This is a genomic window from Mesorhizobium sp. B2-5-3, assembly GCF_006441005.1.
GTDB lineage: Bacteria > Pseudomonadota > Alphaproteobacteria > Rhizobiales > Rhizobiaceae > Mesorhizobium.
Genome location: NZ_VFUS01000012.1, coordinates 111,499 through 123,581, shown reverse-complemented (window position 1 = coordinate 123,581; position 12,083 = coordinate 111,499). Strand labels below are relative to the sequence as shown.

Genomic DNA, 12,083 nt, shown 5'->3' with positions numbered 1-12,083 from the left:
AAAAAGGGGCGGGATCTGTGAGCTTGATAGACGACAACAGCGTGTGGAGCCGTCTGGAACCATTTCTTCAAGAGCCGATCGAGCCGTCGAAGGAACGCACTTTCGGCCCGCGCGAGCTCTACACGCTTTTCCGAAGGCGCCTCCCCTTGATCCTTGCGGTCGTGACTACCGGCACCGCTCTCGCGCTCATCACGGCCGTGGAACTTCCCAAGACGTACACCGCTCGCTCGATGATCGTTGTCGAATCCGACGATCCCAATCCTCTCGACACCGCACAAGCGCAGCCTAATCAACAGCCCGACAAGTCGCGAATGGACACCGAGGCGGATCTGATCACCTCTCGTGTCTTTGCCAGCCTGGTCGTCGACAGACTGGACCTCATCAAGGACCCGGACTTCAACACCTATCTGAAACCAGCCGCGAGCCGAGCTTCCCCTTCGGATTCGGGCCCTGGACTGCTGTCACAGGCCGTCGGCTTGATCGTCTCGATACCGCGAGCGCTATGGAGCCTTGTCGCCGGCGCCGACCCGCAGGATCCCGCGTCGCTGCCATCGAAGGGGGTTCAGCAAGATCGGGCGATTTCATCGTATCTGTCGAGCGTTTCGGTTGACCGGTCCGGAGAGAGCTCGGCGATGACGATCTCCTTTTTCAATGACGACGCGTCGAGGGCGGCCCTGATAGCCAATGCGACGGCCAAACTGTTCGTGGAATGGTCCCGGGACAACAAGCGGCAGGACATCAAGGACGCCGTTAGCTTTCTGAGGCAGCAATCGACGGAGCTTGCGTCACGGATAGCCGCCATAGAAGGCCAGATCGCCCAATATGCGCGAGAACACGGCGTATCCAGCGATCCACGCGATGATCTGCTGCGCGCCTCGATCCAGCAAAGCAACGAGCAACTCAGCACCGCCAGAGGTGAATACACGCAAGCGCAGGCGCGCCTCGCCCAGGTCAGGCTGGCGGCCAAGACCGGCGACGCGGGCGCCAACGTCGATCCCCTGCTCTCATCGGACTTCCTGACATCCCTGCGCAACGACGAAGCGACGGCGATGAGGGATCGCGCGCAACTGGCCAGCAACTACGGGCGCAATCATCCCCTGGTCCAGGAGGCGGATGCAAAAGTAGCGGCCGTCCGCGCGATGATCTCTCAGGAGATGCTGCGTACGATCGCAATCTTGGAAAACGACGTCCGCGTCAACGAAGGCAGGGTCAACCAACTCGCCAAGACTTTGGAGGAGTCCAACGAGCAACTACGGCAAAGGAGCCTGGCGGAAGCGAAGCTTCGGGAACTGAACAACCAATTGTCGACCGAGCAGAAGCTCTACGACCTCGTATCAGGCAGGCTTGGCAGCCTCGATCCGTTTTCCGAGGCGGTCGAGCCCGGCGTGCGGACGGTTTCCGCTGCCGAGATTCCGACGAGCCCTTCCTTTCCCAAACTTCGTCTGATGACGGCAGGCGGTTTCGCCGCGTCGCTGATCCTAGCCCTGATCCTTGTGCTGACGCTTGAAAGCATGGATGTGAGAATACGCGAGTCACAACGGGTATCGAAGCTTATCCGTGCGCCACTGCTGGCGTCGATTCCGCAACTGCCCAAGAAATTCCTGCAACGCGCCACGCCTCCTCTTGAAACCTTGTTGTCGCAACCACGGTCGGCCTTCTCCGATGCCTTCCGGTCGCTGTACATGGCCTGCACCCGGATGAACGGTGGCCGGAGCAAACAGGTGATCCTGGTCAGCTCAGGACTACCACAGGAAGGCAAGACAACGACGGCCATGGGCCTCGCCGTGGCAGCTGGAATGGACGGCGCCCTGACAGCGCTGATTGATCTGGATTTGCGAACCCGCAGCATCCATAGCGCCATGCAGTTTGGGCCCGCCGACAAGACACTCAACGACTACCTACATGGTGGTTGCACCCTGGCAGAGATCGTTCAGACGCTTCCTGAAGTTCCGCGACTGGATGTGCTGGCGCCATCTGCCGACGACCAGACCTTGCCTGAATTCCTCAATTCCAGCCAATTCGCGAAATTGCTGGAGGCGTTCCGGCTCGAATACGACGTGGTGATCATCGACGCGCCGCCTGTGCTCGTCGTCGAAGACGCAATCAGGATTGCCGCCTCGGTGGATACCGTCGTGGTCGTGGCCGCGTGCGACAACACCACGCAAGAGGCTCTCTCCCAGGTTGTCGAGCGCCTGCGGTTCGCCGGCGGTCCATCGATCGGCTGGGTGTTCAACCGCGTCGACCCCTTCCGACAGGCCCGTGGTGCCCTGCGGAAAGCCTATTTGAAACGGCAGCAGATTCGTCGTTATTTTCCCGCTTGACCGCCATCGGCCGCGCGGCCGATCAGGCGCGGCCGACTATATCCCCATCGCCTCGAGCAGGGTTTGGTTCACCTTGTGAACATCGAACCGGTCTTCCGCGAGCTTTCTTGAGTTGGCGCCCATTTTTGCAGCGAGTTCCTCATCCTCGAGAAAAGCCCGCTGCGCCGAGGCGAGAGCTTCCACGTCTCGCGGCTCGACCCGGAAACCGTTCTCGCCCTCGATCACCGTTTCTTGACAGCCAGGGGCGTTGGTCGTGATTATCGGCCGACCGGTCGACAAGGCTTCCAGCGCGCTGCGGGGAATGCCCTCCCTGTAATAGGACGGCAACACGAACACGGTGGACGCGGTCAAATAGGGACCGACGTCGTGTGTTTCGCCGAGATATTCAACGGCGCCTTCCTTGGTCCACTGGTCCATTTCGGCTTTCGAGATGGAGAGGGGACTGGGATCGAAGGGCCCGAGAATCTGAAAGCGTGCAGCGCGATACTTGGTCTTCAGGATACGCGCGGCGGCAGCAAACTCGGCAATTCCCTTTTCGCGAAGCAAGCGAGCGATCAGAAGGAAGACGGGAGGCCCTGAAGGTGGGGGGCTTGCGGCAAACAGTGTCAGGTCCACTCCTGAACCTGGGATCATGATCACTGGCGTCGTCGCAGAAACCATCCCATGGCGCCGGATGTCGGAAGCGTCGGCGTCATTGTAAGCGAAAACTGCTTCGCAGCCGACCAGAGCCGAGCGGTAGAGACCAATACTCAACCGGCGCAAGATGGTTGCGCGCAGTCCCGTCATGCTGCCGCTGAATATGAAGCCGAAGCCTGTAAAGAGCGCAAACCGGCGCGGTACACGGGCAAGGCGGGCAGCCAATCCACCATAGATGATCGGCTTCATCGTATACGCCAGGACGATTTCGGGCGCCAAGCCGCGGATGAGCTTGTAAAGCGCCTTGAGCGTTCGCAAATCGGCCAGCGGACTGGTACCCGTCCTGGCCATCGGAATCTGTCGGAAGGTCACGCCAATTGCCTTGAGCCCGGCGATCGCCCGCTCATCTTCATCGGGGGCGAGCGCAATGACATCATGCCCCGCAGCGACCATGGCCTTCAACAATTCGAGACGAAAGTTGACAAGCGAACGCGTCAGGCTCGCAATGACGACGATGCGCTTGCGGCGCATCGCATAGTCCACAGGGGCGCGAGGAGAATCTCGACCATTCATGTGCACAGCAACCACCAGCCGCTCCTATCGGATATGGCGACGACGCCCTAGAGCTGCTTCGTAGAGTTCCAGGTGCCTGCCGACGTAAAGGGAAAGCGAGAAGTTCTCCATGACGCGACGACGCGCTTGTTGACCCAAGGCGCGGCGCTCGGCCGGTTCAAGGCTGACAAGCCTGATCAATCCGGCGGCCAGAGCTTCACTATCTCCCGGTGGAACGACCACGCCGCTGTCGCCGACCAGCCAGCCGGAGTCGCCGACCGCGGTAACCACCGCCGGCACGCCGCTGGCCATCGCCTCGCCTACGGCAAGGGAAAATGCCTCGCCCCAAGCCGAGCAAAGCGCGTAGACGTCGAAGCCCGGCATGAGGTCGGCGATGTCAGCGCGGATGCCCGGCGTGGTAATGCGGTCGTCTATGCCGAGCTCACGGGCGGTGCGCCGCACCGGGCCGTCGGCATGTCCCTCCCCGATAAATATGCCCTGAACGTCGTATCCCTGTTCCAGGAGCCGGCTGATGGCGCGGACCAGGCTAACCTGGTCCTTCATGGGATGGAAGCGTGCCACATGGCCGATCATCAGCCGTCCGGGCGGCAAGCCGAACAGGCGGCGCAGCTTCGCACCGGCGTCGGCCGAGGGGGAAAATTGATCGCAATCCGTCCCGTTCGGGATAACCACCCTCCGGCGCGGATCAAAGCCCAGGCGCTCGTGATCATCGGCGGCGACGCGCGAGCAATATGAGATCGCGCTGGTGCGCCTCGACAGGCGGGCCGAGAGCCGTATCAATTGGCGCGTCAATGGTTTCTCGTCGGCGAGATCTCGAACCGTGTGATGGATGCTCCAGATGACCGGCGAGAAATTGAGCCCTAGCATCGAGCCGAGCGTTGCCGCGACGTTGCCGTGATACATCCATCCGTGAAGAAGATCAGGGGCCGCCCGTCTTATCGACCGCGTCAGCCGAACGACATCGCGCGGTCGCGGCCGTTCCGTCATGTCGAGCGAAACGAGCCCCGATCTTGTATATTCTACGTTTGCAGCCACCGGACCGGGTGAAAGCAGGGACAGAACTGAAGTCGAGAAGCGATTTTGGTCGACCTGGCCAAGAAAACGGGCAAGCATGACCTGAGCGCCGCCGACGTCGAGACTGGTAATGGTGTGAAGAACACTTGTGTGCACGCAAGCTTCCCAGCTGTCTGCAACGCTCCGCCCTGAGGAAGCATTCAATCGTCCGACAGTATCCAGCCGCACCATACGTTGGTTGCAGTCGACATCCAGTTAGCCAAATTAGGTGGGAACCAGACCGAAGGTTGTCACCGCTCCACCAAAGGTATGACTCATTGTCCTCGCGCAGGTGTCGCTAGGGTCTTTGCAGGAAAATTCTATGGTGGGCTTCCATGGCATCTTATTGCAATGCGGCGCGGAGCAGGCGATCGACAGGCGCGTGGACCAGTACATTCCTTGCGAAAGCACTGGGATCCGCCAGTATTGCGATCCTTGCGGTTGCAGCGATTCTGATTTCCCAGCTTGATGCCTGGGCCGCGGCGGACGATGACTACAAGGTTTCGGTCGGCGATGTGGTGTCGTTTGACTTCATCGACGACGCGCTTCCCGCCGAACAACTCACGGTCGCCAGCGATGGCGCGATCAACATTCCGCTGATCGGCAGCTTTGAAGTCGGCGGCCTGACGGTGCCCGACGCCTTGAGTCGTATCCGTAAGGCATTCATCGAGCGTGAACTCTTCAATGACCCGCATATAGCTCTTGCGGTGGTGAGCTTCCGCCCGATCTTCGTCCTTGGGGATGTAAAGGCGCCGGGCTCGTTTCCTTACCAGCCGGCACTGAACGTGGAGCAGGCGGTGGCGCTTGCGGGCGGCCAGTCGACCGGGGGAGCCACGGCGGAGGATCGCGTCGTAACACGCGCCCGGTTGCGCGGAGCTCTTGATGAAAGCGTGGTGGAGATCGCCAAGGAGGCGGTCGCCGCTGCGCGCATCAAGGCCCAATTGGCAAACAGCGACAAGATCTCGGAACTGGATCTGCCTGCCAAGATCAAGGGCCTCATGAACGCCAACCTGCTCGCGACGCTGCTTCCTACCGAGCAGCGCATCCTTGAAGCAGATCAACATGCGCTGACGACACGTCGCAAGCAGCTCTCGGCGGGGATCGAAGAAGTGAATGTTGCCCTCGCCAATGTTCAACAGCTTTCGGACATACAAAAGACAGTGATCGCTTCGGCACAGGCGGATCTCGATCGCATCAGGGGCCTTAACAAGAAAGGTCTCGTCACAATCACAGACCTCTCGAACGCCGAGCGCGAAGCGACCACGCAGCAATCCCATCTGCTTGAAATCTACAATCAGGCATCAACGGTGCGCCGCGAATTGAGCCAGTTGCAGCGCGACCTGGATGACGCCACCCAGACCTGGACACACACGGCGTTGACGGATCTCCAGGCCCACAACTCTGAAATCGAGCGCCTGATCGCGGTTCGAGAATCGACCGAGGAACAGATCCTGCTGTTGAGCTCGCTGGCCGCGGAGCAGACACGCAGCAACAACTCCATCACGTTCACCTACCAGATCCGCCGCAAGGTAAATGGCCAGACCGCCACAAAGGTGGCGACCCTCGACGATCCGGTTGCGGCCGGAGATACGATCCTTGTGTCAATAAACCGCCTGGATAGCGCCCAGGACACGACAAGCCGTTCAGCCACTGCCTTGGCGACGACCTCTTCCGTCCAGGTCGGACCGTCGCAATGATCGGCCTCAGCACCCCAACAGCACGTTCCGGCGGCTGGACTGCGCGCGTTCCGCTTGGCCGGGCCATACCAAGCCGTATCGCAGCGGTGATCCTTTTGGTTCTCAGCCTGCCGCTATGGCTCGTGGCTGCTGCCATTGTCTGGGTTAGTGTCGGCCGTCCATTGTTTTTCCGCCAGTCTCGCAGCGGGCTGGAAGGTCGCCCGTTCGTGATCTGCAAGTTTCGTACGATGCACGAAGGGCGAGACGGAAATGGCATGCTGCTCCCCGACGCCTTGCGTGAGACGCCGGCCACGCGGCTGATGCGCTCCGTCCGCATCGATGAGCTGCCGCAGCTTCTCTCGATCGCCAGGGGGGACATGGCCTTCATGGGGCCCCGTCCGTTGCTCCCGGCCACCATCGCCGAATTCGGCGAGCTGGGGCGTATTCGCGGCACGGTCCGCCCCGGCCTGTCCGGATGGGCACAGGTGAACGGCAATACCCGCCTCACCAACAGCGAAAAGCTAGCGCTCGACCTCTGGTATGTGCGCAACCGCAGCCTGTGGCTCGATCTGCACATACTGGTTCTGACTGTCCAAGTGGCACTGTTGGGCGAACGTGTCGACCGCCGCCATGTCGACCATGCTTTGAAGGCTATGCCCGCCGGGACGGTCCGGCCATGAACCCAGCACTCGGTCGACTTCTGGTGATCGCACCGCATCCTGATGATGAGGTCTTGGGGTGTGGCGGCACGATAGCCCGGATGGCTGCGCAAGGCGCAGAAGTTCATGTCGCAGTGGTTACGCGAGGCAGCCCGCCCGCCTTCACAGAGGAGATGACGGAACGGGTTCGCAGCGAGGCCAAGGCGGCGCATGCCTGTTTGGGCGTGCAACAGACGCATTGGCTTGATCTGCCGGCTGCGCAGATCGCCGAGACGCCGCACGCGACGCTCAACAGGGCGCTGCTGACCCTGTTGCGGGATGTCGTGCCGGATACGTTGCTCATCCCTTTCGTCGGTGATGTGCACATGGACCACCAGCTGATCTTCCTGTCATCGCTGGTAGCGGCTCGCCCGACCCAATCTCAATATCCGCGGACGATCATGGCTTACGAGACCGTCTCCGAAACGAACTGGAATGCCCCCTATGTGACGCCGAGCTTCGTGCCGAACGTCTTCATAGACATCGCATCGACGCTGGACCGCAAACTCGAAGCTGCGTCGATGTTCGCCTCACAGATCAGAGATTTCCCGCATGAGCGTTCGATCGAAACCTTGCGGGCGCTTGCGATCGTCAGGGGCACCGCCGCCCATCTGAGGGCGGCCGAGGCCTTTGTCCTTCTGCGAAACGTCATTTGAATCCTAGCTGGAGTATTCTGCGATGAAACGCTGGCCAATCTACGACGAAGAACAAATAACCGATGTGGTAGAGGTTTTGCGATCCGGCCAGGTGAACGCCTGGACCGGCGACCATGTGAAGACCTTCGAACGCGCCTATGCGCGCAGCCTCGGCCGACGTCACGCGGTGGCGCTGGCCAACGGCTCGCTCGCGCTGGATCTTGCGATGAAGATTCTCCACATCGGCGCCGGTGACGAGGTGATCGTCACGCCCCGCAGTTTCGTCGCCTCCGCCGCCTGCGTCATGTTTGCCGGCGCCACGCCCGTTTTCGCGGATGTCGACCCGAGTTCGGGCAACCTTTCCGCCGAGACGATTGCGCCGAAGATAACGGCTCGAACAAAGGCAGTGATCGTCGTGCATATTGCCGGCTGGCCGTGCGACATGGCGCCGATCATGGAACTCGCAAAGCGCAGCGGCATAAAAGTCATCGAAGATTGCGCCCAGGCGCATGGAGCCGAATACAACGGACGACCGATTGGCTCCTTCGGCGACATAGCGGCGTTCTCGTTCTGCCAGGACAAGATCATCACGACGGGCGGCGAAGGTGGGCTTGTCGCAATGGACGACAAGAAATTGTGGCTCGCTGCCTGGAGCCTCAAGGACCACGGCAAGAACTACGATCTGGTCTTTGCCCCCCATAGGGCGACAGGGTTTCGCTGGCTGCATGACAGCATCGGCACCAACTGGCGCATGACATCAATCCAGGCAGTGCTTGGCTTGCGGCAGCTCGAGCGCCTACCCGACTGGACTCGCCAACGCGAGCGAAATGCCAGCATCTGGATGAGGACGCTTGCTGAATTGCCGATGCTGCACGCGCCCCAGCTCGGTTCGGAGCATAAGCATGCCTGGTACCGATGCTATTTCTATATCAAGCCCGAGATGCTGTCCCCCGGATGGTCGCGCGACGAGTTGATTGCGGCTATCAATGCGGCCGGCGTCCCATGCTTCTCGGGAAGCTGCTCTGAGATCTATCTTGAACATGCCTTCGCGGACGCCGGGGTAGCGCCGCCCGAACGTCTGCCGATCGCACGGCAGCTCGGTGAAACGAGTATGGCTTTTCTGGTCGACCCGTCCTGGACGACCGAGGAGACCATGGCTGCCGCGTCGACGGCGCGGTCAATCCTTGTTACGGCTTCGCGCCAGCTCGAGGCAGCATGACAAAGGAACGCGCGATCAGGAAGGATGAAACCGTTCCAGCGTCTTCTCTGGCAGAGCTGCAGATAGTGACGTCGTCAGCAGCGCGGAACCTCACCCTTGCCCCTACAGAGCGTGGTTTGCTCGGATTCGAACTGCCAGCCGCGGCTCGATTTTATCAGCAGATGATGCTCATCCGGCTCGTGGAGGAGCGCTTGCTCGATCTTTTTTCCCAAGGTCTCCTGTTCGGCACGACGCACACGTCCATTGGACAGGAAGCCAATGCGGTTGGCGTGATAAACGCTCTTGACCGGGACCGCGACATTGTCTGGAGCAACCACCGCTGCCACGGTCATTTCATTGCCTATTCGGGCGAAGTCGAGGGCCTGATAGCCGAGATCATGGGGCGTGTAACCGGCATTTGCGGCGGACGCGGCGGCAGCCAGCACCTGTGCTTCCGCAACTTCCACTCCAATGGCATCCAAGGAGGCATCGCACCCGTCGCGGTTGGTAGTGCGCTGGCGCGAAAGGACGAAGGCGCCGTCGCAGTGGTCTTTCTCGGCGACGGCACGATGGGCGAGGGAGCCGTATACGAGAGCCTTAACCTTGCGTCTGTTTTCGCCGCCCCGGTGGTCTTTGTGATCGAGGACAACGAGATCGCCCAGACGACGCCCAAGCATCTGACCGTCTCCGGTTCGATCGTCGCCAGGGCCGAGCCGTTCGGCGTCCGCACATTCGCCTATGACGGCAACGATCCGGTCGCGATATATGAGCTCGCCCAAGAAGCCGTAGGCTATGTACGCGCCGAATCCCGCCCTTGCTGGCTCTACTTGCGAACCGAACGGATCGGCCCCCACAGCAAGGGAGATGATACGAGGCCGGCGGAGCGTCTTGAGCAAGCTCGAGCCAGAGATCCCATACCCCCGATGCGCCGGCGCGTTGCGAACGCCGATGAGATCGACGCCTACTGCCTGAATGTCGTGGACAGCGCGGTCGAATCCGCCGCCGCGGCCGCCTTGGCGCGGGGCTGATCCATGCGTGTCGTCGAATCTATCAACCGCGCGCTACACGATCTCATGGGAGCCGATCTCCGTCTGGTGATTTTGGGTGAGGATGTCCTTGACCCCTACGGTGGCGCCTTCAAAGTCACCAAGGGTCTTTCGTCAGCCTATAAGGACCGTGTCTGGACCACGCCGATCAGCGAAGGCGGCATTGTTGGCATGGCGGCAGGCATGGCCATCAAAGGCCGGCCTGTGATCGTCGAACTCATGTTCGGAGACTTCATAGCCCTTGCTGCCGACCAGATCATCAATCACGTCGCCAAGTTCCGCTGGATGTACAACGATCAGGTTGAGGTCCCCGTCATCATCCGCGCTCCCATGGGCGGACGGCGCGGCTATGGGCCGACGCACTCGCAAAGTCTGGAAAAGCATTTTTGCGGCGTGCCCGGGCTGACGGTGCTTGCCACTCACGAGTATGCCGATCCTGGCACGCTTCTGCATCGGGCCTTCGCGTCGCGATCCCCTCACCTGATCATCGAAAACAAGGTGATGTATTCCAGGCCCGTGCTCGGACCCGACGCGCTTCCACGCCCGGCGGATGCAGATGTCGTGATCCTGACATATGGGGGTTGCGTCGAGCACGCTGTCGCGGCCGCAAAGAAACTCGCGCAAGAGGAGGAAATCGCGACCACCGTGGTGGCCGTCGAACAGCTGTCGCCCTTCCCTGGCGATGAGGTCCGAAGCCAGGTCGGCAACTGCACGCGTGTGGTCGCGGTGGAGGAAGGCTCTCCCGGCTGGGGCTTCGCGTCGGAGTGTGCGCGCGCGCTGATCGGCCGGGTCAGGCACTTCAGCGCATTGACCGGGCCCGATCACCCCATTCCCTCAAGCCGCGACTGGGAGGACGATCTGCTGCCGGGTGTGAACGCCATCCAGGCGGCCTGCATCGACCTGTTCCAGAAAGGCTAAGCGTACATGACCGTGCTTGTCGAAGCCCCGCGGGTTAACGCCAACGAGGACAATCTCCAGCTCATCGAGATTCGGGTCGCACAAGGTGAAAGGGTCGAACAAGGCACCATTCTTTTCGTGCTTGAGACCACCAAGGCCGCAGTCGAGGTAGATGCTCCGGAGGCAGGAACTGTCGGCCTGCTGGACATCAAGGTCGGTGACTTCGTTCCTGTCGGCGCAACGCTTTGCAAAATCATCGACGAAAATTCGAATGTCGTTGTCGGGGAGACCAGCGCGGCCGATGTCGGGGCCAGCGAAGTCGCGATAACGGCTAAAGCCCGCAAGGCCGCATCCGAGCTCGGGGTCAACCTTGCGGACGTCATTCCGTCCAATGGCCGCATTGGCGAAGCCGAGGTGCGCGCTGCTGCCGGTCGCCGATCCGCCGCCAAGAGAGCCGAACCGGGCGAGCCGAGTTCCGTCGCCTTCTCCAGGCGGGCCGTCATCATCGGCGGCGGCGGCCACGCCGCCTGTTTGATCGATGCTCTCGATGGTGCCGGATACGATATCCTGGGCTGCACCGATCAAGCGTTGCCCGCCGGCCACCACGTCTGCGGCGGTATTTCGGTGATCGGCACGGAAGACTGCCTGGAGCGTTTGCTTTCCGAGGGCACGCGCTATGCTTTCATCGGCATCGGAGGCGCCCAGTCAAGCCAGGTGAGGCGGGCAATGTATGAACGCGCCACCGCAATGGGCTTCGTTCTGCCGCCTGTGATCCATCCTTCCGCGATCGTCTCCAAGGCGACCAGGATTGGACATGGCTGCCATATTCTGGCCGGCGCGAGCATCGGTCCGCGCTGTACGATCGGTAACAACGTCATCGTCAATCAGGGAACTATAGTCTGCCACGACAGCGTCGTTCAGGACAATGCGCACCTGACACCAGGCGCTATCATAGCCGGCGGAGTGGGCATCGGAGCCTTGACCGTCGTGGGAATGGGCGCAACGGTGCTCCTGGGCGTCCAGATCGGCGCCGACTGCCTGATCCACAACGGCGCGCACATCAGCGCCAATGTCGCAGACAACACCATCGTCGACGCGCAGGGCCGCCGCCATCTCCGCTAATGCATGTCGCCCAAGGCGATCTCCGGCTCGAGAAAGCGACATAGCGGGGCGGTTCGACGGGGCGGCTCCCGTGGCTGCGGCCGAGGGTTCGCTACTTCCGATCGGTGTCAAGCCGTACTTCGGTTGCGGTCCAGCGATCGCCCGCAATCAGCATCGGGCCTGGGTTAAATCAGTCCCGCAATGCGGCTGTTAGTCATCCGGTGGAGTTTTTCTGCGGCAGCCCACTAC

The 12,083-nt window shown here is 61.3% G+C and carries 10 protein-coding genes; 8 read left to right on the top strand and 2 right to left on the bottom strand.

Going from position 1 to position 12,083, the window contains the following annotated elements:
* Positions 1 to 23: 23 nt before the first annotated feature.
* Complete coding sequence (locus tag FJ867_RS24060; RefSeq protein WP_140581298.1) at positions 24 to 2,321, top strand: polysaccharide biosynthesis tyrosine autokinase; 2,298 nt, start codon at positions 24 to 26, stop codon at positions 2,319 to 2,321.
* A gap of 36 nt (positions 2,322 to 2,357) precedes the next feature.
* Here the strand turns inward: FJ867_RS24060 and FJ867_RS24055 are convergent, their stop codons facing one another.
* A complete protein-coding gene (locus tag FJ867_RS24055) occupies positions 2,358 to 3,488 on the bottom strand; it encodes a glycosyltransferase family 4 protein (protein ID WP_140498441.1) in 1,131 nt (376 codons plus the stop codon).
* Between the two features lie 66 nt (positions 3,489 to 3,554).
* Positions 3,555 to 4,775 (bottom strand): glycosyltransferase, encoded by a 1,221-nt coding sequence (locus tag FJ867_RS24050; protein ID WP_140498442.1) that lies wholly within the window; start codon positions 4,773 to 4,775, stop codon positions 3,555 to 3,557.
* Positions 4,776 to 4,918: 143 nt separating this feature from the next.
* Between FJ867_RS24050 and FJ867_RS24045 the strand changes: the two genes are divergently transcribed.
* The 7 genes from FJ867_RS24045 to FJ867_RS24015 are packed head-to-tail and all read left to right on the top strand — an operon-like array spanning position 4,919 to position 11,855.
* The gene (locus FJ867_RS24045) at positions 4,919 to 6,280 is read left to right on the top strand and encodes a polysaccharide biosynthesis/export family protein (RefSeq protein WP_140513511.1); all 1,362 of its coding nucleotides are present in this window, start codon (positions 4,919 to 4,921) and stop codon (positions 6,278 to 6,280) included.
* Positions 6,277 to 6,939, top strand: a complete 663-nt coding sequence (locus FJ867_RS24040) for a sugar transferase (RefSeq protein ID WP_140513509.1) — start codon at positions 6,277 to 6,279, stop codon at positions 6,937 to 6,939. Before FJ867_RS24045 ends, FJ867_RS24040 begins: the two co-directional genes overlap by 4 nt.
* Positions 6,936 to 7,613, top strand: a complete 678-nt coding sequence (locus tag FJ867_RS24035; RefSeq protein WP_140498445.1) for a PIG-L deacetylase family protein — start codon at positions 6,936 to 6,938, stop codon at positions 7,611 to 7,613. Before FJ867_RS24040 ends, FJ867_RS24035 begins: the two co-directional genes overlap by 4 nt.
* Positions 7,614 to 7,635: 22 nt before the next feature.
* The gene (locus tag FJ867_RS24030; protein ID WP_140513507.1) at positions 7,636 to 8,811 is read left to right on the top strand and encodes a DegT/DnrJ/EryC1/StrS aminotransferase family protein; all 1,176 of its coding nucleotides are present in this window, start codon (positions 7,636 to 7,638) and stop codon (positions 8,809 to 8,811) included.
* Positions 8,808 to 9,818, top strand: a complete 1,011-nt coding sequence (locus FJ867_RS24025) for a thiamine pyrophosphate-dependent dehydrogenase E1 component subunit alpha (protein WP_140561286.1) — start codon at positions 8,808 to 8,810, stop codon at positions 9,816 to 9,818. Before FJ867_RS24030 ends, FJ867_RS24025 begins: the two co-directional genes overlap by 4 nt.
* A 3-nt stretch (positions 9,819 to 9,821) precedes the next feature.
* Positions 9,822 to 10,754: a transketolase C-terminal domain-containing protein gene (locus tag FJ867_RS24020; RefSeq protein WP_140561287.1), complete on the top strand. Its 933-nt coding sequence runs from the start codon at positions 9,822 to 9,824 to the stop codon at positions 10,752 to 10,754.
* A gap of 6 nt (positions 10,755 to 10,760) precedes the next feature.
* A complete protein-coding gene (locus FJ867_RS24015) occupies positions 10,761 to 11,855 on the top strand; it encodes a NeuD/PglB/VioB family sugar acetyltransferase (protein WP_140818778.1) in 1,095 nt (364 codons plus the stop codon).
* Positions 11,856 to 12,083 lie beyond the last annotated feature (228 nt).

Coding starts and splice junctions, on each gene's coding strand:
- FJ867_RS24050 (WP_140498442.1), bottom strand. CDS start 4,775: ATGGTGCGGCTGGATACTGTCGGACGATTGAATGCTTCCTCAGGGCGG.
- FJ867_RS24020 (WP_140561287.1), top strand. CDS start 9,822: ATGCGTGTCGTCGAATCTATCAACCGCGCGCTACACGATCTCATGGGA.
- FJ867_RS24035 (WP_140498445.1), top strand. CDS start 6,936: ATGAACCCAGCACTCGGTCGACTTCTGGTGATCGCACCGCATCCTGAT.
- FJ867_RS24040 (WP_140513509.1), top strand. CDS start 6,277: ATGATCGGCCTCAGCACCCCAACAGCACGTTCCGGCGGCTGGACTGCG.
- FJ867_RS24045 (WP_140513511.1), top strand. CDS start 4,919: ATGGCATCTTATTGCAATGCGGCGCGGAGCAGGCGATCGACAGGCGCG.
- FJ867_RS24055 (WP_140498441.1), bottom strand. CDS start 3,488: ATGCGCCGCAAGCGCATCGTCGTCATTGCGAGCCTGACGCGTTCGCTT.
- FJ867_RS24015 (WP_140818778.1), top strand. CDS start 10,761: ATGACCGTGCTTGTCGAAGCCCCGCGGGTTAACGCCAACGAGGACAAT.
- FJ867_RS24030 (WP_140513507.1), top strand. CDS start 7,636: ATGAAACGCTGGCCAATCTACGACGAAGAACAAATAACCGATGTGGTA.
- FJ867_RS24025 (WP_140561286.1), top strand. CDS start 8,808: ATGACAAAGGAACGCGCGATCAGGAAGGATGAAACCGTTCCAGCGTCT.